Source organism: Rhodococcus spongiicola (genome assembly GCF_004011835.1).
GTDB lineage: Bacteria > Actinomycetota > Actinomycetes > Mycobacteriales > Mycobacteriaceae > Prescottella > Prescottella spongiicola.
Map to the genome: position 1 here is coordinate 271533 of NZ_RKLN01000005.1, position 25938 is coordinate 297470.

The following is a 25938-nucleotide window of genomic DNA, read 5'->3' on the forward strand; positions in this document are numbered from 1 at the left end:
GAGCGTCTCAGACCTTGATTACCTGCTTCTGCTCGACGGCCTTGCCCTTGCCGTGTCCGGGGCCGACGTGGGCCTCGGCCCGCATGCGTTCGACCATGTGCGGGTAGTGCAACTCGAATGCCGGTCGCTCCGAACGGATCCGGGGCAACTCGGTGAAGTTGTGCCGCGGCGGCGGGCAACTGGTGGCCCACTCGAGCGAATTGCCGTAACCCCACGGGTCGTCGACGGTCACGACCTGGCCGTAGCGGTAGCTCTTGAAGACGTTCCACAGGAACGGCAGCGTCGAGGCGCCCAGGACGAACGAACCGACCGTCGAAATCGTGTTCAGCGTGGTGAACCCGTCAGAAGGCAGGTAGTCCGCGTAGCGGCGCGGCATGCCCTCGGCCCCGAGCCAGTGCTGCACGAGGAAGGTGGAGTGGAAGCCGATCATCGTGGTCCAGAAGTGCCACTTGGCCAGGCGCTCGTCCATCATGCGGCCGGTCATCTTCGGGAACCAGAAGTAGATGCCCGCGTAGGTGGCGAACACGATGGTGCCGAACAGGACGTAGTGGAAGTGCGCGACCACGAAGTACGAGTCGGTGACCTGGAAGTCGATCGGCGGGCTCGCCAGCAGCACGCCCGACAGGCCGCCGAACAGGAACGTCACGATGAAGCCGACCGAGAACAGCATCGGCGACTCGAAGGTCAGATGGCCCCTCCACATCGTGCCGATCCAGTTGAAGAACTTCACGCCGGTCGGGACCGCGATCATGAACGTCATGAACGAGAAGTACGGCAACAGGACCGCGCCGGTGGCGTACATGTGGTGCGCCCACACCGCGATCGACAGCGCCGCGATGCCGATGGTGGCGTAGACCAGGCCGCTGTAGCCGAAGATCGGCTTACGTGAGAAGACCGGGAAGATCTCCGAGACGATGCCGAAGAACGGCAGCGCGATGACGTACACCTCGGGGTGGCCGAAGAACCAGAACAGGTGCTGCCACAGCATGACGCCGCCGGTGGACGGATCGAACAGATGCGCCCCGAGATGCCGGTCCACCCACAGCCCGAGGAGGGCCGCCGCGAGGAGCGGGAAGACCAGCAGGATCAACAGACAAGTGATGAGGATGTTCCACGTGAAGATCGGCATCCGGAACATGGTCATGCCGGGGGCCCGCAGGCACACGATCGTGGTGATGAAGTTGACGCCACCGAGAATGGTGCCGACACCACCCAGGGTGAGCCCGATGATCCACAGATCGGCGCCGAGGCCCGGGCTGTGCACCATGTTGGTCAGCGGAACGTAGGCGGTCCAACCGAAGTCCGCCGCACCACCGGGGGTGATGAAGCCGGCTGCCGCGATAAGCCCACCGAAGAGGTACATCCAGTAGCTGAGCGCGTTCAGGCGCGGGAACGCGACGTCCGGCGCACCGATTTGCAGCGGAACGATGTAGTTCGCGAAGCCGAACACGACCGGGGTCGCGTACAGCAGCAGCATGATCGTGCCGTGCATCGTGAACAGCTGGTTGAACTGCTCGTTCGACAGGAACTGCAGGCCGGGAACCGCGAGCTCGGAGCGCATCAGCAGCGCCATCAGGCCGCCGATGAGGAAGAACGCGAACGAGGTGACCAGGTACATGATCCCGAGGACCTTGGGATCGGTGGTCGTGACCATCTTGTAGATGAACGAGCCCTTGGGGGCACGACCCGCGGCAGCCGGTCGTGACGGCGTCAACGTTCGTGGTGGAGCGAGATCGATCTCGGGGTTGGCAACCATGTCCGCAATGGTCGGATGTCCGAGTGTTTCTGGACGAGGGTCCAAAGTCCCGTGGGCGCCAGCCGACCGTCCCCACTCTTCGAGAACTACACCAACGCGATCGTCTTTCGTGCGATGGCGAGCTCCTCGTTGGTGGGTATCACCAGGACCTCCACCGCTGACCCGTCGGCGCTGATACGGCGCTCGGCCTGCTCCACGGCTTCATTGCGGTCCTGGTCGACCAGGATACCGAGACGCGCCAACCCGGCAAGGGCATCGCGGCGGACGTCCGGGTTGTTCTCCCCGACCCCGCCGGTGAAGGTGATGACGTCGACACCGCCGAGTTCGACCAGATACGCGCCGATGTAGCGGCGCAGGCGGTGCACGTACACGTCGTACGCCAGCTTCGCGGCAGGATCGCCGTCGGCCACCAGCTCGAGCAGCGCACGGAAGTCGTTCTCCCCGCACAGGCCCTTCAGTCCCGAGTGGCGGTTGAGCAGGTCGTCCAGCTCGTCGCCCTCCAGGCCTGCGTTCCGGTGCAGGTGCAGGATCACCCCCGGATCCAGGTCACCACTGCGGGTGCCCATCACCAGGCCTTCGAGCGGCGTCATTCCCATCGACGTGTCGATGGCGTGCCCACCCTGGATCGCCGACGCGGACGCCCCGTTCCCCAAGTGAAGGACGATCTGATCGATCTCGCCGAGATCCCGCCCGAGGAAGGCAGCCGCCCGCCCGCTGACGTACTCGTGCGACGTCCCGTGGAAGCCGTACCGTCGCACCCCGTTCGCACGGGCCACCTCGGCGTCGATCGCGTAGGTGACGGCGGCCTCGGGCATCGTGTGGAAGAAGGCCGTGTCGAACACCACGACGTGCGGGACGTCGGGCAGCAGACGGCGCGCCTCCTCGATCCCGACGACGTTCGACGGGTTGTGCAGCGGCGCAAGCGGGGACAGGCGTTCGATCTCGGCGACAACCTCGTCGTCGACGACGGTCGGCTCGTGGAACACCGATCCGCCGTGCACGACGCGGTGCCCCACCGCCACCACACCCCACTCGTCCAGCGAGCGGCCGGCGGCCGCGACGACCTCCTCCACCGCGTGCAGGGCCGCGGTGTGGTCGGCGATAGCGAGATCACGCTCGCACACCCCACCCGGATGGTGGTAGACGACGCGCCCCGACGACTCGCCGATGCGTTCGACCAGCCCGGACCCGACAGCACGCCCGGCGACCGGTTCCACGATCTGGAACTTGATCGACGACGATCCCGAATTGAGCACCAGCACAACCGGTTCGGTCATTCCTGCACCCCCTGATCCGAAACGTCCTGAGCCTGGATCGCGGTGATCGCGACGGTGTTGACGATGTCCTGCACCAGTGCCCCGCGAGACAGGTCGTTGACGGGCTTGTTCAGCCCCTGCAGCACCGGGCCGACGGCGATCGCACCTGCACTGCGCTGCACCGCCTTGTAGGTGTTGTTGCCCGTGTTCAGGTCCGGGAACACGAACACCGTCGCGCGGCCCGCCACCTGCGACCTCGGCAGCTTGGCGAGTGCAACCGTCGGCTCGACCGCGGCGTCGTACTGGATCGGCCCCTCCACCAACAGGTCCGGGCGGCGCTCGTGCACCAGTGCCGTCGCGGTGCGTACCTTGTCGACCCCGATCCCCCTCCCGGAGTCACCCGTCGAATACGACAGCATCGCGACCCGCGGTTCGATCCCGAAACGGGCCGCGGTCTCCGCCGACGAGATCGCGATGTCGGCGAGCTGCTCGGCCGTCGGGTCGGGCACCACTGCACAGTCGCCGTAGGCGAGCACACGATCCGCCAGGCACATCAGGAAGACACTGGACACCGTCGACACACCCGGCTTCGTCCTGATGATCTCGAGCGATGGCCGGATCGTGTGGGCCGTGGTGTGCGCGGCACCGGACACCATGCCGTCCGCAATGCCCCTGTGCACCATCATCGTTCCGAAGTACGAGATGTCGACCATGATCTCGCGAGCCCGCTCGATGGTCATCCCGCGGCTCGCCCGAATCCGCGCGTACTCGGCAGCGAACTCGGAGAGGTACTCCGAGCGTTTCGGATCGAGCACCGTCGCCGACGACAGGTCGACACCGAGTTCGGCCGCACGGGCACGGACCTTGGTCTCGTCACCGAGGATGGTCAGGTCCACGACGCGCCGACGTAGCAGTCGCCCGGCCGCCCGTAGCACCCGGTCATCGTCCCCCTCGGGCAGCACGATTCGTTTGCGTTGCGCGCGAGCCCGATCCAACAGTTGAAACTCGAACATCTGAGGTGTCACCACCGACGGCAACGTCACCTGGAGCCGCTCGATGAGCGTCGGAGCGTCCACTCTCCGCTCCATGAGTCCCAGTGCGGTGTCGACCTTGCGCAGCGAGCCCACCGAGAGGCGACCGCGGGTCTGTGCGGCGATGTTCGCGGTCTCGAACGAACCGAACTTCGTGGCCAGGATCGGCAACCGCGGACGAAGTCCGGAGATCAGGCGTGCCACCGAGGGGTGTGGTTCGATCCCCCCGCTCATCACGATCCCGGACAGGGACGGGAACCCTTGCGCGTCGTGGGCGTTGACGAGTGCGAGCAGCACATCCGAACGGTCCCCCGGGACGATCACCATCCAGCCCTCGGCAAGCCGTTCGAGAATGTGCTCGGCCGTCATCGCGCCGACGGCCACCGCCAGCGCCTCACGCTGCAGCAACGCCGTGTCGCCGGAGTACAGCTCACCCTCGACCGCCTGCAGGAGTTCGGCGACCGTGGGCGCGATGAGCAGCGGATCCTCCGGCAGGCTCCACACCGGAACCCCCGCCGCTTCCGGTGCTGCGGCGTATTCCTCGAGTCGGTCCGGATCGCAGCGATTGACCACGATCGCGACCAGATGTGCATGGTGCGCGGCCAGTTCGGCGACACACACGTTGGCCAGCTGCGCCACATCGTGCGGACTGCGACGGGCACCGCGCAGCGTCAACAACACCGGTGCCTCGAGGTTGGCCGCGATTCGTGCGTTGTAGCCGAGTTCGCTTGGACTGGGGACGCCGGTGTAGTCGGACCCGACGATCACCACCGCGTCACATTCCTCTGCCACCTGGTGGTACCGCGAGACGATGTCGCTCAGCGCCCCGTCCGGATCGCTGTGCACCTGCTCGTACGTCACGCCCATGCACTGCTCGTAGGTCAGGTCCGCCGTCGTGTGCTCGAGCAACAGTTCGAGGATGTGGTCGGTCTCGTCGGTAATGCGCGCGATCGGACGGAACACCCCGACCCGAGCGGTGCAGGCGCACAGCATCTGCAGGACACCGAGCGCGACGGTGGATTTGCCGGCATCCCCTTCCGGGGAGGCGATGTACACGCTCGACACGGTGTCCAAATCAGCCATGGCGACAGCCTAGTGACGCCTCACGCCCGTGTGCTGAGCGCAACCCCAGCTACGCCAGCGCACGCAGGCGCGGGGCGAGATCGCGCTCGAAGAGGTCGAGGAAGCGCTTCTGGTCTTGGCCGGGCGCGTGGAACACCAGATGGTTGAGGCCCGCATCCAGGTACGGCTTGATCATCTCGACGGCCTCGTCGGGGTCCGACGACACGATCCAGCGCTTGGCGATCTGCTCGATCGGCAACGCGTCGGCCGCGGCCTCCATCTCGATCGGGTCGTCGATGCTGTGCTTCTGCTCTGCGGTGAGCGAGAGCGGAGCCCAGAACCGGGTGTTCTCGAGTGCCGCCTCGGGGTCGGTGTCGTAGGAGATCTTGATCTCGATCATGCGATCGATGTCGGCGAAGCTGCGGCCCATCTTGTCCGCACCTTCCTTGACCGCCGGCATCAGCTTCTCGGTGTACAGATCCATGCCCTTGCCGGACGTGCAGATGAAGCCGTCGCCCGCACGCCCCGCGTAGCGCGCGACGACCGGGCCGCCGGCCGCGATGTAAACGGGGATACCACCCTCGGGAACGTCGTAGATCGAGGCGCCCTTGGTGGTGTAGTACTCACCCTCGAAATCGACTCGGTCACCGGTCCACAGCTGACGCATGAGCTGCACCGACTCGCGCAGCCGGGCGAAACGCTCCTTGAACTCGGGCCAATCGCCCTTGAAGCCGGTCGCTATCTCGTTGAGCGCCTCCCCGGTGCCGACACCGAGCATCACCCTCCCCGGGTACAGGCAGCCCATCGTCGCGAACGCCTGCGCGACGACCGCCGGGTTGTACCGGAACGTCGGGGTCATCACCGACGTTCCGAGCTGCACCCGCTGCGTGCGCTCGCCGACCGCGGTCATCCACGCGATCGAGAACGGGGCGTGGCCGCCCTTGTGGCGCCAGGGCTGGAAGTGGTCGCTGACGGTGACACTGTCGAGGCCGTGCTCCTCCGCCATCACACCCAGCTCGACGAGGTCGCGTGGACCGAACTGCTCCGCGGAGGCCTTCAATCCCAACTTCAATCCCTGTACCACCGCTGCTCCGATCGTCCACCTGATTCGATTGCCTTCGAGTATGCCCCTCGACGGCAGCGGACTACAGCCCGACCTCACCCGCACCCGCCGACGGCGCACCCTGGATCGCGGCGAACGACATCCAGAACAAACCGAATCCTGTTGCCTCCCATACCGACCGATACCGACCGATACCGATCGATGCCGACATCCGGAACGCAGCGGACGCACTGGACGACATGTGGGGCCGACGATCCGGGATCGGCAACCTCCTCCGCGGGGCGCGGATATGCTGGTCTGAGCTTCACTCAGCCGGAAAGCAATTCACGCCGATTCGGCCGGAGGTGCGTGATGAGACGTTTCGGAGCAACGGCCGTAAGGCGGATCCTCCACATTATCGGTCTCGTTGGAACACTCGTGGTCACGCTGCTCGGTGGTGCACTCACGGCGCACGCCGCTCCGGAAAACGCCGCGTACGTCGCCGAGACCGTCGAGGTGAGCAACCGGGTGACGCGGGTATCGGTGTACTCACCGTCGATGGACCGCGTCATCACGAGCGACGTCATCCATCCCGTCGGGGGCGGGCCCGCGCCCACCTTCTACCTCCTCACCGGGATCGGCGGCGGCGAGGACGGCATCTCCTGGTTCAACAACACCTCGATCGCCGAGTTCTTTGCCGACAAGCACGTCAACGTGGTGCTGCCGGTCGGCGGCAAGTTCTCTATGTACACGGACTGGGTCGCCGACGACCCGGTGCTCGGGCGCAACAAGTGGCAGACGTTCCTCACCCGCGAACTGCCGCCGGTGATCGATCAACAGTTCCAGACCACCGGCGTCAACGCGATCGGCGGGGTGTCGATGGGCGCCGGCCCCGTGCTCGACCTCGCGATCCAGGCACCGGACGTCTACCGAGCGGTCGGCTCGTACAGCGGGTGTGCGCGGACCAGCGACGCCAACGGGCAGGCGATGGTCCGGTCGATGGTCGAGCTGCGCGGCGGCGGTAACGCCGCCAACATGTGGGGTCCGATCGGCGGCCCGCTCTGGGTGCAACACGACCCGTTCCTGCAGGCGGAACGGCTACGAGGCAAGGCGTTGTTCTTGTCGGCCGCGTCCGGGATGCCCGGTCCGATCGACAACCACAATCCACTGCTTACCATCCCGCAGGCGATTGGCGGTGGTGTCGTGGAGGCGATCACGCAGGGCTGCACCGCGGTGATGGATGCGCGACTTCGCTCGCTCGGGATTCCCGCGACGGTCGTCTACCGCGACGAGGGCAGCCACTCGTGGGGGCTGTTCGAGGCCGAGATGCGGGACTCGTGGCCGGTGATCGGGCCGGCGATCGGCGCCTGACGGATACTGGGACTCGTGAGTACCGAAGAACGGAACCCCGGCTGGGCCTATCTCATGGACATGGACGGGGTGCTCGTCCACGAGGAACACATCATCCCCGGTGCCGATGCCTTCCTGGCCGAGCTGCAGGAGTCCGGAACGCCCTTCATCGTCCTGACGAACAACTCCATCCGTACCCCGCGCGATCTGCGTGCCCGGTTGCTGCGCAGCGGACTCGACATTCCCGAAAAGTCGATCTGGACGTCGGCACTGGCCACGGCGAACTTCCTGCAGAACCAGCGTCCCGGCGGAAGTGCCTACGTCGTGGGCGAATCCGGGCTCACGACGGCGCTGCACGAGATCGGCTACGTCCTAACCGACAACGACCCCGACTACGTCGTCCTGGGCGAGACGCGGACCTACTCGTTCGAAGCGATCACGACCGCGATCCGTCTGGTCGAACGCGGGGCCCGGTTCATCGCGACCAACCCCGACGCCACCGGACCGTCCCGCCAGGGTTCGCTGCCGGCGACGGGATCGGTCGCCGCGCTCATCACCCGGGCCACCGGTCGTGAGCCGTACTACGTGGGCAAGCCGAACCCGTTGATGATGCGGTCGGCGCTGCGGGCGATCGGCGCCCACTCGGAGAGCACACTGATGATCGGCGACCGGATGGACACGGACGTGGTGGCCGGCCTCGAGGCCGGTCTGCAGACCATCCTCGTCCTCAGCGGCATCTCCACGCGCGAGACCGTCGAGATGTTCCCGTACCGGCCGACCCTCGTGCTCGACTCGGTGGCAGATCTGGTGGGACACACCGCAAACCCGTTCTGAATCAGAGTCTTTCACCTCGCTTGCGGTGTCCCCGATTGCAGTTCACCCGATCGCGGCGTACGCGGCCTCGAGCAGACGGTAGGCGCGGCGGTCGCCCGCGAAGTAGTCGCGCTTGAGGTTCGGCACGAACACGAACGAGAGGCCACGGTCCGGGTCTCCGAGTCCGACCGCGCCGCCCGCGCCCGGGTGCCCGAACGCACTCGCGCGGGCGGCCGCGGGCAGCTCGAAACTCTGTGCGGGGAGCATGAACCCGAGTCCATAGGCGCTGTCGGTCAACAGCACCCGGTCCCGACCGCGGACTTGTTCGCGCAACGCATCGGACAGTGTCTCGGCGTCCAGCGTGGTACCGCACACCAGATCCCGGTAGAACCGAGCAAGTCCGCGCGCCGTGGTTACCATCCCCGACGCCGGCCAACCGGCGGACAGCATTGCCGGATCGTTGAATGACGCAATCGGGTTGGTGGTCGCACGAAACAGCAGCGAACCCGGCTCGGAGTAGGCTGCGCTGATCCGGGTCTGGGTCGCAGTATCGGTGAGCGGCGATTCCGGTTCCCCGCGGCGAGGGACGCTGATCCGGGCCGCCCGTGCGATGGTCTCGGGCGGGGCCCCGATCCACAGGTCCGAGCCGAACTCCTCGCGGGCGAACTGCCCCACCGTCGTCCCGGTGTGGCGACGGACCAACTCGCCGATCAGCCAGCCGAACGTGAGGGCGTGGTAGCCGTGCGCGGTTCCGGGCTCCCACTCGGGTGTCTGGCGGGCGAGACGCTCGGCCGTCGCAACCGGATCCGACGAATGCGCCACCGAAACCGGACCGTCGAACGCAGGCAGCCCGGCCTGGTGGGTGAGCAGGTGCTCGACGGTGATCTCGTCCTTACCGTTCACCGCGAACTCCGGCCACCACTGCGCGACTGGTTCGTCGAGCGCGAGGTGGCCGCGTTCGGCGAGCAGCAACGCCGCGGCCGTCGTCACCGCCTTCGTGCACGAGAACACCACGCACGGGGTGTCGCGCAACCACGGCCGTCCGGTGCGCCGGTCTGCCACACCACCCCACAGGTCGACGACCGGAAGGCCATCGACGAACACCGCGACCGCGGCACCCAGGTTCCACCCGTCCGCGAAGCTCTCCTCGAAGACTTCCCGGACACCGTCGAACGCCGAATCACAGTGACCCTGCACAGATGTCATAAACACCTCGAATCGGGCATGCCCCCGTGTCCCCGAGTGTCAGGTTAGGCCGCCCGCCGCCCGTCCGCGACCGAATCCGCCTCGGTCATTACTTCTCGCGCCACTCCTCGCGCGCTCGTGCGGGCGGGTCCCGTCAGCGCAGCGCCTGCGCCAGATCTTCGAGCAGGTCCTCGGGATCTTCCAGGCCCACCGAGATCCGCACGACGCCGTCGGACAGCCCGATCGCGGCGCGTCCCTCCGGCCCCATCGCGCGGTGCGTGGTGGTGGCCGGGTGGGTGACGAGCGTCTTCGAGTCCCCGAGGTTGTTGGAGATGTCGATGACGCGCAGCTTGTTCAGGACCTCGAACGCCCGCTTCTTTGCGGCGTCCTCTCCGCCTCCCGGCGGGGTTTCCAGTTCGAACGTGACGACGGTGCCACCACCGCTCATCTGCGACTTCGCCAGCTCGTGCTGCGGGTGCGACTCGAGGAACGGGTACTTGACCCAGCCCACCGACGCCTCGGTCTCGAGGAACTGCGCGATCCGCAGCGCGCTTTCCGAAGAGTGGCGCACCCGCAGCGGCATCGTCTCGAGGCCCTTGAGCAAGGTGTGCGCGTTGAATGGGCTCAGCGCCGGACCGGTGTGCCGGACGAGCTGCTGCACCGGACCGTCGATGTAGTCCTGTGGACCGAGGATCGCACCACCGAGGACGCGGCCCTGGCCATCGATGTGCTTGGTGCCCGAGTAGACGATCACGTCGGCACCCAGATCGAGGCTGCGCTGGAGCATCGGGGTGGCGAAGACGTTGTCGATGACCACCTTCGCGCCGGCGGCGTGCGCCATATCGGACACCTTGCGGACGTCGACGAGGGTCTGCATCGGGTTCGACGGGGTCTCGAAGAACACGGCCGTGGTCGGCACCGACAGTGCCTGTTCCCACTGGTCGAGGTCTTCTCCGTCGACGAACACGGTCTCCACGCCCCAGCGGGGCAGGATCTCGTTGCACACCACGAAGCACGATCCGAACAGGCTGCGGGCCGCGACGAGGCGATCGCCCTGGGCGAGCAACGCACCGAGGGAGGTGAACACCGCGGACATCCCGGACGCGGTGGCGTAGCAGCCCTCGGCACCGTCGAGCAGCCGCAGGCGTTCCTCGAACATCTTCACGGTCGGGTTCCCGTACCGGGAGTAGACGAAGTGGTCGATGTCGCCGGCGAATGCCTGCTCGGCGGCCTCAGCGGACTCGTACACGAATCCCGAGTTGAGGTAGATCGCTTCCGACGTCTCCTCGAATCCCGAGCGAAGTGTGCCGCCGCGGACGCCGACCGTGGCCGGGCGCACCGAATCAGGCAGCGCCCGCCGGAAGGATCCACCTTGCGGGATGGCGCTCATGACTGCCTCCATGGCAGGCCCACGGCCCGCCAGCCTGTGGTGCCGCGGTGCCCGTCCGCGCCCAGCCCGCCTTCGAAGCCGTCGAGCACGTTGTACGAGGGACCGATACCGGCCGCGGTCGCGGCCTCGGCTGCACCGATGGAACGTTGACCCGAGCGACACAGGAAGATCACCGGACGGGCCTGCTCACCCTCAGCGGTCTCACTCTCAGTGGTGCCGACGATTCCGGCCTCGCCGAGCTGGTCGACGAAGTACTCGTTGCGCGCGCCGGTGGGGTAGCTCACCCACTCGACGAGCACCGTCCGGCGGTCGATCGACGACGTGTCGGGCACCCCGACGTAGCGCCATTCCGGGTCGGTGCGCACATCCACGAGCACAGCTTCCGGATGTGCACGCAGCATGTCCCATGCCTGCTGCGGCGTTATGTCACCTGCGTAGCTCACTTCACCAGCTTTCCACAGCGCCAGATCGGGTGCAGAGCACGGATCGACGGCAATTCCGATCATCACGATCGCGACTATTGACATGGCGGGAAGGATCGGCTCCACCGCCGCGCGCCGACCGTCCTCGGAGGGATCGTGCTGGTCAGCCATACCTGCGTCTTCGGCGCGCCCGAGGCGTCGGAGGCCCTCCGGATCCCGGCCGATCGAGCCCACAAACGCCGGTTGTGCCCCCTCAAGTCGGAGCGCAGTACCCAGAGGAAGCTCACACCGGCAGTATGGGTCCCGACGACAGCCGGGCTCTAGCATGAAGGCAGGTGCGGTCACGCCGTGAGCTTGTCAGGCACGGGATCCGCCGCCCACGACAGCCCATCGGCGCCCGGGGTTAGGTGGGGCTCACTTCACCCGCAGTCGCACGTACGCTGTCACTCGAGCACAAGCACATTCGTCCAATCGAAAAGGTAGTTCACCTCAGATGACTGACCAGACTCGTCCACTGCGCGTGGCCATCGTCGGCGCCGGCCCGGCCGGCATCTACGCTGCCGACGCGCTCATGAAGTCCGACGCCGAGGTGAGCATCGACCTGTTCGAGCGGATGCCGGCGCCGTTCGGTCTGATCCGGTACGGCGTCGCCCCCGACCATCCCCGGATCAAGGGCATCATCACCGCGCTTCACAAGGTTCTCGACAAGGACGCGGTTCGACTGCTCGGCAACATCGACTACGGCACCGACATCAACCTCGAGGACCTGCGCCGCTTCTACGATGCGGTCATCTTCTCCACCGGCGCCAACGCAGACCGCGCCCTCGACATCCCCGGCATCGATCTCGACGGCTCCTACGGCGCCGCCGACTTCGTGTCCTGGTACGACGGACACCCGGACGTGCCCCGCACCTGGCCGCTCGAGGCCGAGAAGGTCGCCGTTCTCGGTGTCGGCAACGTCGCGCTCGACGTCGCACGGGTGCTGGCCAAGACTGGCGACGAGTTGCTGCCGACCGAGATCCCCGCGAACGTCTACGAAGGCCTGAAGAGCAACAAGGCCGTCGAGGTCCACGTGTTCGGCCGCCGCGGTCCCGCGCAGGCGAAGTTCACGCCACTCGAGCTGCGCGAGCTCGACCATTCCCCGAACATCGAGGTGATCGTCGACCCGGAGGACATCGACTACGACGAGGGCTCCGAGGCCGCGCGCCGTGCCTCCAAGCAGGTCGACATGGTCGCCAACACACTGCAGGACTGGGCCATCCGTGACCAGGGCAACCGTCCGCACAAGCTGTTCCTGCACTTCTTCGAGTCCCCTCACGAGATCGTCGGCGAGGACGGCAAGGTCGTCGGATTGAGGACCGAGCGGACCGAACTCGACGGCACCGGCAACGTCCGCGGCACCGGCAAGTTCAACGACTGGGACGTGCAGGCCGTCTACCGGGCCGTGGGCTACCTGTCGCAGAACATCCCCTCGATCCCGTTCGACGACCAGGCCGGCACCGTCCCCAACGAGGCGGGCCGGGTCCTCGACGCGAACGGAAAACACCTCTCGGCCACCTACGTGACCGGCTGGATCAAGCGCGGCCCGGTCGGCCTGATCGGCCACACCAAGGGCGATGCGAACGAGACCATCGCATGCCTGCTCGAGGACGCCCCCAACTTCGACGAGCCGGCGGACCCGTCCCCGGACGCGGTCATCGAACTCCTCGAGGGCAGGGGCATCCCCTACACCACGTGGCAGGGCTGGTACCGACTCGACGCCCACGAGCGGTCGCTCGGCGAGCCCGAGGGCCGCGAACGCGTCAAGGTCGTCGAGCGCGAGGACATGCTCCGCGCAAGCGAGCCGCACAAGGCCTAGCGCCCCTAGCTGGGGGCCGTTTCACGCGTTACCGGCGCGTGGAGCGGCCCTCCAGCCCTTCAGCGGGCATGATGAACAGGTGTTTGACGCACACGTACACATCATCGACCCCCGGTTTCCACTGGTGGAGAACAACGGCTACCTGCCAGATCCGTTCACGATCGACGACTACCACCGACGAATGGTGGGGTTGGGAGTGGACGGGGGCGCCGTGGTGACCGCGTCCTACCAGGGCACCCTCGGTCGCCCGGGTCTGCTGGCCGCGCTGCAGGAACTCGGCGAAGGCTGGGTGGGCGTCACACATCTCGACCCCGACGCCACCGACGAAGACATCGTCGCGCTCGACCACGCCGGGGTGCGCGGGGTGCGGTTCAACCTGCGACGCAGCGCCACCGACGTGCAAGTCCTGACGTCGCAGGCCCTGCGCGCCCACGAACTGGTGGGCTGGCACGCCGAGTTCTACGTGGACGCCACCCTGCTGCTGTCGCTCGAACCGGTGTTCGCGAAGCTTCCCGCGGTGAGCATCGACCATCTGGGGATGTCGACTCGCGGGCTGAGCTATCTGCTCAATCTCGTCGACCGAGGCGCCAAGGTGAAGGCGACCGGCTTCGGGCGCGCCGCCATCGACGACATCGGTTCGGTGCTGCGCCGGATCCACGCCGTCAACCCCAAGGCCCTGATGTTCGGCACCGACCTGCCCGGCACCCGCGCGCGGCGCGCCTTCGAGGCCGCCGACATCGACATCATCGCCGACGCCGTCGGGGACGACCTCGAGGCGGTCCTCGGCGGCAACGCCCGCGAGTGGTACCGCTGCCCGGCCTGAGCGGCTACTCCGGCACGACCACGCGCACCCGCGAGGCCGCTTCCCGGGCCCGCTCGCGCGCCGTCGTGACGTCCGGTCCGGTGGACACCGCCACGCCCATCCGCCGGCGCGTGAACGCCTCGGGCTTGCCGAACAGTCGCAGGTCCGTCTCGGGGACGGCGAGTGCATCGGCGACCCCCTCGAACGCGACGCCGCCGCCTTCGACGCCGCCGTAGATCACTGCGGACGCGCCGGGCGCGGTTAGGGTGGTGTCGACGGGCAAGCCGAGGATCGCCCGGGCGTGCAGTTCGAACTCCGAGTACCGCTGCGAACGCAGCGTCACCAGTCCGGTGTCGTGCGGGCGAGGACTGACCTCGGAGAAGTACACGTCGTCACCCTTGACGAACAACTCGACACCGAAGATGCCGCGGCCGCCGAGAGCCGTGGTGACCTTGTCCGCGACGCCCCTGGCAGCGGCGAGCGCGGCGGGGCTCATGGCCTGCGGCTGCCACGACTCGACGTAGTCACCGGACTCCTGCAGGTGCCCGATCGGCTCGCAGAAGTGTGTGCCGTCGACCGCGCGCACAGTCAGCTGGGTGATCTCGTAGTCGAAGTCGACGAAGCCCTCGACGATCACTCGCCCCTTGTTCACCCGTCCACCGGAAAGCGCATATTCCCAAGACTTTTCGAGATCCTCGGCGCCGCGGGCCACGGACTGGCCCTTGCCGGACGACGACATCACCGGCTTGATCACGCACGGGAACCCGATCCGCTCGGCCGCGGCCCGGACCTCGTCGAGAGAGTCCGCGAACGCGTACGGCGACGTCGGCAAACCCAGGTCCTCGGCGGCGAGGCGGCGGATGCCCTCGCGGTTCATCGTCAGCTGTGTGGCCCGTGCGGTGGGGATGACGGTGGCGAGGCCCCGCTCTTCGACTTCGGCGAGTGCCTCGGTGGCGATCGCCTCGATCTCGGGCACCACGAAGTGCGGCCGCTCATCCTCGATCAGGCGCAGGAGTTGATCGCGATCGCCCATGTCGATGGTGTGCGCTCGGTGGGCGACCTGATGGCCGGGGGCATCGGCGTAGCGGTCGACGGCGACCACCTCTACACCGAGGCGCTGCAGTGCGATGATCACCTCCTTGCCCAGTTCACCTGAGCCGAGCAGCATCACGCGGGTCGCGCTAGGGCTCAGGGGAGTGCCGATTCGGGTGAGGGTGTCTTCTCGCATGGTCGGACTATATGCCGTTCTCGGTGGACGTCCCGTGGTGGCGCCCACCTGCTGGCGCTGATGGACTCCTTTGCAACACAACTCCTCTAGCCGCTACCGTTTGCACCGCGACCGTTTGCGCAGTCCAGGAAATCCAGCACGGACGCGTTGAAGAACTCCGGCCGCTGCCGAGCACACGGGTGCCCTGCGTCGGGGACGATCGTGAGTTCGGCGCCGGGAATCGAATTCGCGATGAGTTCGGTGTGACCGCGCGGGATCACGTCGCGCTCTCCCGCGATCACGAGTGTCGGGACCGCGATCGTGCCCAAGCGGCCGACCGGGATATGCGGGTGCAGCACCATGAGTCCCAACACCTCCCGCTTGCGCGCCAGCGTCGACGACAACGGCATCACCAGCGCGCCGAGGAGCCACGCGAGGGTCACGGGAATCCGGAACTTCCACGGCAGGCTGCTGGGATCGAGGTTGGCACTGTTGACGATGAGCGACCGCACCCGCTCCGGATGGCGCAGCGCCAACGTCAGCGCAGTGTTGCCGCCGTCGCTGTAGCCGAGGACGTGCGCGCTGTCGATCCCGAGGGTGTCGAGGACGACGCACACGTCGTCCGCGAGGCGCTCGAAGTCGAGCGGGCCGTCTCCGCGCGTCGACTCACCGTGGGCTCGGGTGTCGAGCGCAACCACGCGGTAACGCTCGGCGAAGGCCGGTACCTGAGCGGCGAAGTAGTCGAGGTTCTCGCTGTTGCCGTGCAGGAGCACCAGCGCCTCGCCCGTTCCGGAGACCTCGTAGTGGAGCCGGGCGTCGGCGGTTTCGACATATCCCACGCCGATCAACGTATCCCACGGGATCAGCTCGGCGGCTGGTGAATCGACAGCACGTTGCCGTGCGGGTCACGGAACCACGCGACGCGGGTTCCGTCGGGCGCCGTCCACACGGCGTGCTCGTCCTGGTCCATCCCCTGGTAGCGAAGGAACTCGATCCCCTTGCCGCGCAATTGGTCCACGGTGGAGGACAGGTCCGTCGTGCGCCAGCCCAGCACGGTGTAGCCGGTGTCGACCCTCGACTGCACGAGCGTAATTCGTAGTTCGGTGCCGCCACCGTCGACGACGAGTGTGAAGGGGGTCCGCTCGACCTCGGAAAGACCCAGGGTGTCGACGTAGAACATCGACGACACGTCCAGGTCGGTGCTGGCCAGGAAGGCGACGAGTTCTCCCGGGAAGGCCATGAATCCACTGTGCCCCTCGACGCCCGCCCCGGACAAGACCACCACAGACAAGACCACTGCAGTACAGATACGGTCACAGAATCGGAGGTAGACCATCCAGGAGGAATGACGTGACTACTGCAGGTTCGGAACGACGGGGCCCGCTCGAGGGTATCCGTGTCGTCGAGTTCGCCGGGATCGGCCCCGGTCCACACGCCGCGACGCTGCTCGCCGACCTGGGTGCGGACGTCGTGCGGGTCCAGCGGGCGGGGCGCCTTCCGGCCGAGGGCGAGGTGGGCGACCAGACCGCACGTAACCGCCGCATCGTCGAAGCCGACCTGAAGAACCCCGACGACGTGGAGAAGATCCTCGGTCTCCTCGGCCGCGCCGACGTCCTCATCGAGGGTTTCCGCCCCGGCGTCATGGAGCGAATGGGACTGGGTCCGGACGTCGTTCTCGAGCGCTGCCCGCGCCTGGTGTACGGGCGTATGACCGGCTGGGGCCAGAATGGACCGCTAGCACAGTCCGCGGGCCACGACATCAACTACATCTCCCTCACCGGCGTGCTGCACGCGGTCGGCCGCAGGGGTGAACGTCCGGTGCCGCCGCTCAACATGGTCGGCGACTTCGGGGGCGGTTCGATGTTCCTGCTGTTCGGTCTCCTGGCTGCCCTGGTCGAACGTCAGACGTCGGGCAAGGGCCAGGTAGTCGACGCCGCAATGGTCGACGGCACGCTCGCGCTGTCGCACATCATCTGGAACTTCCGCCGCAACGGCATGTGGTCGGACGAGCGTGGCGTCAACATGCTCGACGGCGGTGCGCCTTACTACGACACGTACGAGACCGCCGACGGCAAGTACATGGCAGTCGGCGCGATCGAACCCCAGTTCTACGCCGCACTGCTCGAAGGCCTCGGACTCGACCCCGTCGCCCTGCCCGGCCAGCACGACGCGGCCCGTTGGCCCGAGTTGCGCGAGATCCTCACCGACCGCTTCCGCAGCAAGACTCGCGACGAGTGGACCAAGATCTTCGAGGGCACCGACGCCTGCACCACCCCGGTCCTGACGTTCGCCGAGGCTCCGCAGGACCCGCACATTGCGGCTCGCGACGGCATCATCGAGCTCGAGGGCGTACCGCAGCACGCCCCCGCGCCCCGGTTCTCGCGCACGGCGACGACGACACCCGCACCACCGGCACGGGCGGCCACCGACGCCGACACACTCTGGCGCTGAGCATCTTCTACGGCGGGCCGGACACCAGGCGGTGTCCGGCCCGCCGCCGTCTCAGACGAGCATCGAATCGGCCGGTTCCCCACTGACCCCGAGGGCTTCGTAGGCCGCCGCCACTCCCGCCACCGCGCGTCGCAGTTCCTCCGCCGGCCGCGCGTACGGGAACCGCATGTATCGCTCAAATGCCCCCTCGACGCCGAAGCGCGGTCCGGCTGCCAGCACGACCCCGTGGCTCGGCGCAGTCGCGGCGAGCGCGGTCGACAGCGGCGCCGGCATCCTCAGCCACAACGACATTGCGCCCGTTCCCGCGGTGGGAACCCAGTCGGGTAGCCGCGCAGACAGCTCGTCGAGCAGGACGGTTCTCTGGCTGCGCAACAACTCGCGACGTTCCTCCACCGGGCCGTCACCAGCCATCAGGAGATGCACGGCGGCGAGTTGATCCATCACTGGGGTGCCGAAGTCCCACGCCGCTCGGGAACCGGCGAGCCGGGTGATCAACTCGGGCTCGGCTCGAATCCACCCGATGCGCAGGCCACCCCAGTGTGACTTCGACAGCGACCCGATACTCACGACGCCCGACCGCGCGACGCCCCGCGCGTGCGCCGCGACCGGAGCGGGGGGTGGCGCGTCCAGCCACACGTCGACCATCGTCTCGTCGACCACGAGCGTCATCCGCGTGTCCCGCGCGATCCGTGCGAGCTCGGTGCGACCGGCCTCGTCGAGGCACAGCCCGGTCGGATTGTGGAAGTCCGGGATCAGGTACGCCATACGTGCAGCGGTCTGCCTTGCAGCACTGCGTATTCCCTCGAGATCCCATGCCTGGGACCCGCCGCCCTCGGGACGCACAGGGACGGGAACCAGCCGGCCGCCCACCTGGCGGATGGCCGCGAGCGCATTGGGATACGTCGGATGGTCGACGAGCACCCGCTCGCCCGGGGCGACGAACACACCGAGGAGTAGTCGCAGAGCGTGCTGGGCACCGGACGTGACCATGATCTGCGCCGGCGTCGTCTCGAGACCCCGCGCGCGGTATCGCGCCGCGATCGCCTCGCGCAGTGCCGCGATACCGCGCGGCTCCAAACCGAAGGTGTCAAGGAACGGCGGAAGCTCCTGCAGCGCAGTGCTGTACGCATCCTGAACGGCCGACGCCGGGGCGGCCATCGCGGCGTAGGTCAGATCCACCACACCATCGACGGGCGGGGTGCGCCGCTGCACCTCGGTCGGCCCGTGGTCCTGCGACGTCACGGGAAGGGTGACCGTGCTCCGCGAGCCCTGACGACTCGACAGGTAGCCCTCCTCGCGCAGAACCGCGTAAGCGGTAGTGACAGTCGTCCGGCTCACCCTCAACTCACCGGCGAGGTCCCGCTCTCCCGGGAGTGCCGACCCCAGCGGGATTCTGCCGTCGTGGACGAGCAGGCGGATTCCGTCGGCCAGAGCCCGGTAGGCGGGACGACGCCCGGCATCCTCCCGCCACGCACCGAGATCACGAGACACCGTCCTGGCACCGACCGTATGAGTCATCATGCAGTCCAGTATTCGGAATCTGGATGTTTATCTCAAGACCAGTCACCCCGAAGACTGGCCGTCATGAGCACAGCCGTCGCCCTGATCTGCCTGGCCCTGCTGGCCGGCTTCGTCTATCGGTACGTCTCCCCGGACCGCCGGAGCCGCCTGTTCCGGCTCGAACAATTCCGTCCTGCAGCACCTTTGGCTGGAATCTTCGACGAACCCGATCGAGCAGGGACGGATGGGACGTCGTCGTCACCGGCCCGGAGGGGCGATCAGTCCAGTGTGGCCAAACTGGACTGATCGATGGCGTCGGACGCTTAGCAGCCGCTCGATTCCGGCCCGTCGATGTTCGGGATCGTCTCCGGCGGTATCCAGCTTCCGGTTCAGGGCGCGCGCGATGACTAGTCTCGTAGTCGGATGCGCACCCCGCGATGCGTGCGCCCGTGCATTCACGCCGACCGAACGGAGCGGAGAGACCATGCCGCAGCAGGTACGGGGCGTCATCGCCCGTGTGAAGGATGCGCCCGTCGAACTCGTGAACATCTCGATCCCCGATCCCGGACCGGGCGAGGCCGTCGTCGCGATCGCGGCGTGCGGGGTATGCCATACCGACCTGACCTATCGCGACGGCGGGATCAACGACGAGTTCCCATTCCTCCTCGGGCACGAGGCCGCGGGTATCGTCGAGGCCGTCGGCGAGAACGTGGACACCGTCGAGGTCGGCGACTTCGTGGTCCTCAACTGGCGCGCAGTGTGCGGAAAGTGTCGCGCCTGCAAGCGCGGTCGCCCACAGTACTGTTTCGACACTTACAACGCGAAGCAGAAGATGACCCTCGAAGACGGCACCGAACTTACCCCGGCGCTGGGTATCGGGGCATTCGCCGACAAGACTCTCGTTCACGCCGGGCAGTGCACCAAGGTCGATCCGACCGCCGACCCTGCCGTAGTCGGTCTGCTCGGCTGCGGTGTGATGGCCGGCATGGGTGCCGCCATGAACACCGGCGGCGTCACCCGCGGGGACTCGGTCGCCGTCATCGGCTGCGGCGGCGTCGGCGACGCCGCGATCATGGGTTCGCGTCTGGCCGGAGCGAACAAGATCATCGCGATCGACCGGGATGCCCGGAAGCTCGAGTGGGCCGTCGGACTCGGCGCCACTCATACCATCGACGCCGCCGAGGTCGACGACGTCGTCGAGGCTATCCAGAAACTCACCGACGGCTTCGGCACCGACGTCGTGGTGGACGCGGTCGGCCGCCCCGAGACATGGAAACAGGCCTTCTACGCACGCGATTTGGCCGGTACCGTCGTGCTCGTCGGTGTCCCAACCCCGGACATGACGATCGAGATGCCACTGGTCGACTTCTTCTCGCGCGGAGGATCACTCAAGTCGTCGTGGTACGGCGATTGCCTGCCCGAGCGCGACTTCCCGATGCTCGTCGACCTGTACCGGCAAGGCCGACTCCCGCTCGAGAAGTTCGTGACCGAGCGGATCACGCTCGACGACGTGGAGCAAGCGTTCGCGACCATGCACCGCGGCGAGGTGCTGCGTTCGGTGGTGATCCTGTGAGCGGCCCTGCGGGCGGAGCGACGGTGGACCCGAATCGCTTGCGGGTCGACCGGGTCGTGACGTCCGGAACGTTCGAACTCGACGGCGGCACATGGGATGTCGATAACAACGTCTGGCTCGTCGGAGACGACGACGAGGTGGTGGTCATCGACGCCGCGCACTCCGCGCAGCCGATCATCGACGCCGTCGGCAACCGCAAGGTGGTCGCGATTGTGTGCACGCACGGGCACAACGACCACATCACCGTCGCACCAGAACTGGCCGAGAGGCTGGATGCGCCGATCCTGCTCAACCCCGCCGACGACATGCTGTGGCAGATGACTCATCCGGGCTCACGCCACCAGTCACTCGAGAACGGACAGCGGATCATTTTGGCGGGCACCGAGATCCGGGCAATCCACACACCTGGTCACTCCCCCGGATCGACCTGCCTGTACCTGCCCGAGGCCAGTGAACTGTTCACCGGGGACACCCTGTTCTCGGGCGGTCCCGGCGCCACCGGGCGCTCGTACTCCGACTTCCCGACGATCATCGGGTCGATCCGCGACAGGCTGTTCTCACTGCCGCCGGAGACGCGCGTCCACACCGGTCACGGAGACGGCACCACCCTCGGCACCGAAGCTCCACACCTCGAGGAGTGGATCGCGCGCGGACACTGACCTTTCCGGTCGGCGGGTCAGGCCAGAATGTCGCGGCGGACGATGGTCTGGTCGCGACCCGGGCCGACACCGATGCAGGAGACGAACGCGCCCGAGAGCTCTTCCAGCCGCCGCACGTAGTTCTGCGCGTTGACCGGCAACTCCTCGAAGGTTCGGCAGTCGGAGATGTCCTCCCACCAGCCCGGCATCTCCTCGTAGATCGGCTTGGCGTGGTGGATGTCGGTCTGCGTCATGGGCATCTCGTCGACGCGGACACCGTCCACCTCGTACGCGACACAGATCGGGATGGTGTCCAGGCTGGAGAGCACGTCGAGCTTGGTCAGGAAGTAGTCGGTGATGCCGTTGACGCGAGTCGCGTACCGCGCGATGACCGCATCGAACCAACCTGTGCGGCGGGAGCGGCCGGTGGTGGTGCCCACCTCGCCGCCCTGCTTGGCCAGGAACTCGCCGTGCTGATCGAACAGCTCGGTCGGGAACGGGCCCGAACCGACCCGGGTGGTGTAGGCCTTGAGGATGCCGAGAACCGTCCCGATCTTGGTCGGGCCGATACCGGAACCGACGGACGCACCACCGGACGTCGGGTTCGACGACGTCACGTACGGGTAGGTGCCGTGGTCGACGTCGAGCAGCGTGCCCTGCGAGCCCTCGAGGAGCACGGTGTCGCCGCGCTCGAGCGCACGATTGAGTTCGAGGCGGGTGTCCGCGATGCGCCGCTTGAATCCGGCTGCCTGCGTGAGGACCTCGTCGACGACCTGTTGCGGATCCAGGGCCTTGCGGTTGTAGATCTTGACGAGTACCTGGTTCTTGAATTCCAGTGCGGCTTCGACCTTTTGGGTAAGGATCTTCTCGTCGAGGACGTCGGCCACACGAACGCCGACCCGAGCGATCTTGTCCTGGTAGCAGGGGCCGATGCCGCGACCTGTGGTGCCGATCTTCTTGGCGCCGAGGAAGCGTTCGGTGACCTTGTCGATCGCCACGTGGTACGGCATGATCAGGTGCGCGTCGGCCGAGATCAGCAGGCCGTCCGTGTCGACGCCCCGCTCCTCCAGTCCGGCCAACTCGTCGAGCAGGACGCCCGGGTCGATCACGACGCCATTACCGATCACGTTCTTGACGCCGGGGGTGAGGATGCCCGACGGGATCAGGTGCAGCGCGAACTTGTCGCCGTTCGGCAGGACCACGGTGTGTCCGGCGTTGTTGCCACCCTGGTACCGAACGACCCACTGCAGGCGGCCGCCCAGTAGATCGGTAGCTTTGCCCTTACCCTCGTCACCCCACTGGGCACCGATGAGGACGATTGCCGGCATTTCCCTGTCTCCTACGGTCGACGTGCAGTCGTATCGGACTACATGGTCCTGCCGTGGTGTAGGCAGTGGCCGGGGGCACAGTCTAGTCGAGTCCGACTGTCGGCCAGCCCGCTAGCCCTCCGAACCGGCCTGAGCTGGCCTCGGTACCCAATCGATCGTTTGCGACGTCCACACGGATTCGGGTAGACATCGAAATGCCCTTGCGTGCGACTCCGTCGCCGCTGCCGTGGCCTGGCGACGAACGTGAGCGTCGGAAATCAGCAAGGAGTGTCATGACCCCGGTAGTGCTCAAGTGCGGCGACGCGCCCCTACCGTTGGCGCTTCGCTCGCTCGACGTGTTCAACGCCCCCACCCTCCCCGAGAAGGACGACTTCGACGAGGCCTTCGCGAAACTCGAGACGGTGGAACAGCCACGACTGGTAGTCGTGGGAGATGACGCCGCGTTCGCAGCGGCACTGACCCGACTCATGCGCACCGAGCGTCTTCACGTCGAACTCGCGTACGTCCCCGAGGAGCGCACCGACGCCACACATGCTTACGGCTTGCGGACCGGTTCCAAAGCCGCGACCACCGCCGTTTCCGGCACGGCGCGCCAACTGCCACTGATCCGCGACGATGCCGGCATCGCGCTCGTCGGGGAAGCGCGTGTCCACGGGTCCGAGCACGACGGCGAGTTGATCGGCGAGGCGTACGTCGACGAAAAGCGCCTTTTCTCGGGCACGGTGCCCGGCATGCGGGTCGTACCGATTCCCGAACTTCCGGGTTTGCGCGCCACGATCGACAAGCGCCGCTGGTTCGGCGGCCATCGGTGGCTTTCCGGCCGCGCCGTTCAGCTCGGTTCGCCGTCGGCCTTCCTGACCCGCGACGGCATCCGGACCACGCGCGGCGTCAAGCGCTCGACGTTCTACCGGCACGACCAGGACTGGCTGCTCGTCTACGATTCCTGAGTGCGGCGGCCCTTCGGGCGGCACTTCGTCTGTATGACGGCACTTCATCCGGATACTGGCGCTTCATCTGGATACTGGCGCTTCATCTGGATACTGAAAGCATGCATATCGACTCACGGTCGCGGTCGTCGGTCGTCCGACCGAGCCCTGTGTTCCTCGGCATCGTCTCGATCGCCATCGTGGGCGGCGTGCTCGCCTGGCGGGCCGGCGGCGACGTGTCATCGGGCCGGATCGGGGTCTTTCTGCTCGTAGTCGCGGGGTGGGTCGTCACGCTTTGTCTGCACGAGTTCGCGCACGCCTTCGTCGCTTGGCGAGCCGGCGACCACGACGTCGTCATCCGCGGATACCTGACACTGGACCCGCGCAAGTACACCCAGCCCCTGTTGTCGATCGGACTGCCCGTGCTGTTCCTCGCCCTCGGCGGCATCGGCTTGCCGGGCGGCGCGGTGTACGTCAGGACAGGGGCCATGCCGCCACGCGTGCAGACGCGCGTCGCGCTCGCCGGCCCGACCGTGAACGCCATCGCCGCGGTGATCCTGCTCGTGGTGGTTCGGATGTTCGGTGTCGACAGCGAACACCAGGTGTTCTGGTACGGCTTGAGCTTCCTCGCGTTCTTGCAGGTGATGGCAACGATCCTCAACCTGCTCCCCGTCCCCGGCCTCGACGGCTACGCGGCGCTGGAACCGCATCTGAAGCCGAGTACCCAAGCATCACTGGGCAAGATCAAGCCCTTTGGGCTCCTTTTGCTGATTGCGCTGTTATTTGTGCCACAGATCAACACCGTGTTCTTCGACACGATCTACTCGATCTTCGGCCTGTCGGGTGTCCCGGAGGTCTACGCGGCGTTCGGCGGCTACCTGATGCAGTTCTGGCGCTGAGCGGGACCCGTAGTGAATAGTGCGGAAGTAATGAGTGACCGTGTCGGCCCCGATCGGTGCCGTGTCGATGGATCGGGGCCGACCGGTCACATGGCATGACCTAGGCGCCCCCGCCCGAGCCTGAGCAGCAACAACGCGAGTGTGTGCCCCTCCGGCCCAAGGTCATCGAATCGCGACAGAACCCTCATTTCCCGGGTGTGCACCAGACGGGGGCCGCCGCCGAGCATGCGCACCTCACCGACTTGGCGGGAAAGTTCGGTACGCCGCTGGATGGCAGCAAGGATCTCTGAATCCAAGCGGTCGATCTCATCGCGGAGCTGCTCGATGTCGACGTCCTGTTGGCGGTCGGCCTCGAGGCCCGTCGACATATTCGATACCTGTGCGCTGGTCATGTCAACAACGCTAGGTACGCGATCGCGTAGGGGCGTAGGTAGTTGACTACTCGAATCAAGCGGGCCGCCCCGAGTGTGACCGGGATCAACCCAACGAGGTGACCCAGCCGTGCAGTTCGTCGGACCGCAGCGCCGACGCATGCCGCTTGCGCAGCGCCTCGCAGATCGGCCCCTGGGTGCCGTCGCCGACGACTCGGCCGTCGACCTCTACGACCGGTGCAACATTCGCCGATGTGCCGGTTACGAACACCTCGTCGGCGATGTACAACTCGGTGAGATCGACCGTTCGCTCGACGACCCGAATGCCGTCCTCGCCCGCGAGGGTGAGCAGCGTACGGCGGTTGATGCCATCAAGAATGTCGCAGGACACGTCGGGGGTGATCAGAGTGCGACCCCGCACCAGGAAGATGTTCGCCGCGCTCAACTCGCACACGTGCCCGGCGCCGTCGAGGAAGATCGCGTCGTCGTAACCGGCGTCGATCGCGTCTTGCTTGGCCAGCACCGAGTTGACGTAGGCGCCGTTGACCTTGGCCCGCGAGGGGATCGCGAAGTCCGGAATACGGCGCCACGTGCTGGTCTTGAGCCGCATACCGTCCTGCGGGACGATCGGGACCGCGTCGTAGGCGAACATCGACAGGATGGTCCGGCAGCCCCGGACCCGGGTGCCGGGAATCGACTCGTCGACGTGGACGGTTGCCCGCACGTAGACGTCGGACGCGGGCGAATTGGCGGCAACCAACTCCATTGCCACCGAGACGAACCGTTCGAAACTCCACTCGCCCTCGAAGCTGTCGATCCCGATGATCTGGCACGATTCGATCAGCCGCCGGTAGTGATCCGCCAGACGGAAGGCAGTGCGGGTCGAGCCGTCGACGTGGACCGGGAACACCGTGTACACGCTCAGTCCGTACAGGACCGCGGACGTCGCTACGCTGAGCGTCGCCTCTTTCGCGGGTACGAGTCCGTCGCGGTAGTACACGTGAGGATGCGGCTCGGCCATGGTGCGATCGTAGAGAAAGAGGCCAGGGCTCACAGCGAGATTGTGACCATCACCCCA

Annotated in this window: 25 protein-coding genes; 10 read left to right on the forward strand and 15 right to left on the reverse strand. The window is 66.9% G+C overall.

The genetic code is table 11. From position 1 onward, the window contains the following. Nucleotides 1-7: 7 nt before the first annotated feature. From ctaD to EF834_RS18220, 5 genes are all read right to left on the reverse strand, one after another. Nucleotides 8-1756: an aa3-type cytochrome oxidase subunit I gene (gene ctaD / locus EF834_RS14765; protein ID WP_127947980.1), complete on the reverse strand. Its 1749-nt coding sequence runs from the start codon at nucleotides 1754-1756 to the stop codon at nucleotides 8-10. Between the two features lie 86 nt (nucleotides 1757-1842). Continuing rightward, a complete protein-coding gene (locus EF834_RS14770) occupies nucleotides 1843-3033 on the reverse strand; it encodes an acetate/propionate family kinase (protein WP_127947981.1) in 1191 nt (396 codons plus the stop codon). Further along, nucleotides 3030-5126 carry a phosphate acetyltransferase gene (gene pta, locus EF834_RS14775; RefSeq protein WP_127947982.1) on the reverse strand — a complete coding sequence of 699 codons (2097 nt, stop codon included), beginning with the start codon at nucleotides 5124-5126 and terminating at the stop codon, nucleotides 3030-3032. The genes EF834_RS14770 and pta overlap by 4 nt, the downstream gene beginning before the upstream one ends. Nucleotides 5127-5175: 49 nt before the next feature. Then, nucleotides 5176-6189: a glucose-6-phosphate dehydrogenase (coenzyme-F420) gene (gene fgd / locus EF834_RS14780; RefSeq protein ID WP_127947983.1), complete on the reverse strand. Its 1014-nt coding sequence runs from the start codon at nucleotides 6187-6189 to the stop codon at nucleotides 5176-5178. Between the two features lie 61 nt (nucleotides 6190-6250). Further along, a complete protein-coding gene (locus tag EF834_RS18220) occupies nucleotides 6251-6409 on the reverse strand; it encodes a hypothetical protein (protein WP_164874139.1) in 159 nt (52 codons plus the stop codon). A gap of 110 nt (nucleotides 6410-6519) precedes the next feature. Between EF834_RS18220 and EF834_RS14785 the strand changes: the two genes are divergently transcribed. Together EF834_RS14785 and EF834_RS14790 are read left to right on the forward strand one after the other, a co-directional pair. Further along, a complete protein-coding gene (locus EF834_RS14785; RefSeq protein WP_127947984.1) occupies nucleotides 6520-7518 on the forward strand; it encodes an alpha/beta hydrolase in 999 nt (332 codons plus the stop codon). Between the two features lie 54 nt (nucleotides 7519-7572). Then, nucleotides 7573-8331 (forward strand): HAD-IIA family hydrolase, encoded by a 759-nt coding sequence (locus EF834_RS14790; protein ID WP_127948133.1) that lies wholly within the window; start codon nucleotides 7573-7575, stop codon nucleotides 8329-8331. A 42-nt stretch (nucleotides 8332-8373) separates the two neighbouring features. On the opposite strand, the gene EF834_RS14795 is transcribed toward EF834_RS14790, so the two are convergent. The 3 genes from EF834_RS14795 to EF834_RS14805 form a co-directional block, all read right to left on the reverse strand. Next, nucleotides 8374-9516, reverse strand: coding sequence for a serine hydrolase domain-containing protein (locus tag EF834_RS14795; RefSeq protein ID WP_235871223.1), 1143 nt, complete (start codon nucleotides 9514-9516; stop codon nucleotides 8374-8376). A gap of 133 nt (nucleotides 9517-9649) precedes the next feature. Beyond that, nucleotides 9650-10885: an O-succinylhomoserine sulfhydrylase gene (locus EF834_RS14800; protein ID WP_127947986.1), complete on the reverse strand. Its 1236-nt coding sequence runs from the start codon at nucleotides 10883-10885 to the stop codon at nucleotides 9650-9652. Then, nucleotides 10882-11328 (reverse strand): rhodanese-like domain-containing protein, encoded by a 447-nt coding sequence (locus tag EF834_RS14805; protein ID WP_127948134.1) that lies wholly within the window; start codon nucleotides 11326-11328, stop codon nucleotides 10882-10884. Before EF834_RS14805 ends, EF834_RS14800 begins: the two co-directional genes overlap by 4 nt. Nucleotides 11329-11800: 472 nt before the next feature. Between EF834_RS14805 and EF834_RS14810 the strand changes: the two genes are divergently transcribed. Then, nucleotides 11801-13165 (forward strand): FAD-dependent oxidoreductase, encoded by a 1365-nt coding sequence (locus tag EF834_RS14810; RefSeq protein WP_127947987.1) that lies wholly within the window; start codon nucleotides 11801-11803, stop codon nucleotides 13163-13165. A gap of 79 nt (nucleotides 13166-13244) precedes the next feature. Then, on the forward strand, nucleotides 13245-13988 hold the full coding sequence (locus EF834_RS14815; protein ID WP_127947988.1) for an amidohydrolase family protein: 744 nt from the start codon (nucleotides 13245-13247) through the stop codon (nucleotides 13986-13988). 4 nt (nucleotides 13989-13992) lie between these two features. On the opposite strand, the gene purT is transcribed toward EF834_RS14815, so the two are convergent. The 3 genes from purT to EF834_RS14830 all read right to left on the reverse strand — a co-directional run bounded on the left by purT (nucleotide 13993) and on the right by EF834_RS14830 (nucleotide 16414). Beyond that, entirely contained in the window at nucleotides 13993-15195 is a 1203-nt protein-coding gene (gene purT, locus EF834_RS14820; RefSeq protein ID WP_127947989.1) for a formate-dependent phosphoribosylglycinamide formyltransferase, read from the reverse strand. Between the two features lie 86 nt (nucleotides 15196-15281). After that, on the reverse strand, nucleotides 15282-16013 hold the full coding sequence (locus tag EF834_RS14825) for an alpha/beta fold hydrolase (RefSeq protein ID WP_127947990.1): 732 nt from the start codon (nucleotides 16011-16013) through the stop codon (nucleotides 15282-15284). A 23-nt stretch (nucleotides 16014-16036) separates the two neighbouring features. Beyond that, a complete protein-coding gene (locus tag EF834_RS14830; protein ID WP_127948135.1) occupies nucleotides 16037-16414 on the reverse strand; it encodes a VOC family protein in 378 nt (125 codons plus the stop codon). A gap of 110 nt (nucleotides 16415-16524) precedes the next feature. On the opposite strand from EF834_RS14830, the gene EF834_RS14835 reads away from it, so the two are divergent. Next, nucleotides 16525-17625, forward strand: a complete 1101-nt coding sequence (locus EF834_RS14835) for a CaiB/BaiF CoA transferase family protein (protein ID WP_127947991.1) — start codon at nucleotides 16525-16527, stop codon at nucleotides 17623-17625. 51 nt (nucleotides 17626-17676) lie between these two features. On the opposite strand, the gene yczR is transcribed toward EF834_RS14835, so the two are convergent. Continuing rightward, a complete protein-coding gene (gene yczR, locus EF834_RS14840; RefSeq protein WP_127947992.1) occupies nucleotides 17677-19146 on the reverse strand; it encodes a MocR-like transcription factor YczR in 1470 nt (489 codons plus the stop codon). Between the two features lie 63 nt (nucleotides 19147-19209). On the opposite strand from yczR, the gene EF834_RS14845 reads away from it, so the two are divergent. The 3 genes from EF834_RS14845 to EF834_RS14855 all read left to right on the forward strand — a co-directional run bounded on the left by EF834_RS14845 (nucleotide 19210) and on the right by EF834_RS14855 (nucleotide 21357). Continuing rightward, entirely contained in the window at nucleotides 19210-19431 is a 222-nt protein-coding gene (locus tag EF834_RS14845) for a hypothetical protein (RefSeq protein WP_127947993.1), read from the forward strand. A 178-nt stretch (nucleotides 19432-19609) separates the two neighbouring features. Continuing rightward, entirely contained in the window at nucleotides 19610-20698 is a 1089-nt protein-coding gene (locus EF834_RS14850) for an S-(hydroxymethyl)mycothiol dehydrogenase (protein WP_127947994.1), read from the forward strand. A gap of 23 nt (nucleotides 20699-20721) precedes the next feature. Further along, nucleotides 20722-21357, forward strand: coding sequence for an MBL fold metallo-hydrolase (locus EF834_RS14855; protein ID WP_127948136.1), 636 nt, complete (start codon nucleotides 20722-20724; stop codon nucleotides 21355-21357). Between the two features lie 17 nt (nucleotides 21358-21374). Here EF834_RS14855 and EF834_RS14860 read toward each other — a convergent pair whose 3' ends face one another. Continuing rightward, complete coding sequence (locus tag EF834_RS14860) at nucleotides 21375-22664, reverse strand: adenylosuccinate synthase (protein ID WP_127947995.1); 1290 nt, start codon at nucleotides 22662-22664, stop codon at nucleotides 21375-21377. A 272-nt stretch (nucleotides 22665-22936) separates the two neighbouring features. On the opposite strand from EF834_RS14860, the gene EF834_RS14865 reads away from it, so the two are divergent. Both EF834_RS14865 and EF834_RS14870 read left to right on the forward strand, forming a co-directional pair. After that, nucleotides 22937-23611, forward strand: coding sequence for a hypothetical protein (locus tag EF834_RS14865; protein WP_127947996.1), 675 nt, complete (start codon nucleotides 22937-22939; stop codon nucleotides 23609-23611). 101 nt (nucleotides 23612-23712) lie between these two features. Beyond that, nucleotides 23713-24489 carry a site-2 protease family protein gene (locus EF834_RS14870; RefSeq protein ID WP_127947997.1) on the forward strand — a complete coding sequence of 259 codons (777 nt, stop codon included), beginning with the start codon at nucleotides 23713-23715 and terminating at the stop codon, nucleotides 24487-24489. Between the two features lie 86 nt (nucleotides 24490-24575). On the opposite strand, the gene EF834_RS14875 is transcribed toward EF834_RS14870, so the two are convergent. After that, nucleotides 24576-24881 carry a chorismate mutase gene (locus tag EF834_RS14875; protein ID WP_127947998.1) on the reverse strand — a complete coding sequence of 102 codons (306 nt, stop codon included), beginning with the start codon at nucleotides 24879-24881 and terminating at the stop codon, nucleotides 24576-24578. Between the two features lie 85 nt (nucleotides 24882-24966). Beyond that, nucleotides 24967-25881, reverse strand: coding sequence for an aminotransferase class IV (locus tag EF834_RS14880; protein WP_127947999.1), 915 nt, complete (start codon nucleotides 25879-25881; stop codon nucleotides 24967-24969). Nucleotides 25882-25938: the final 57 nt, after the last annotated feature.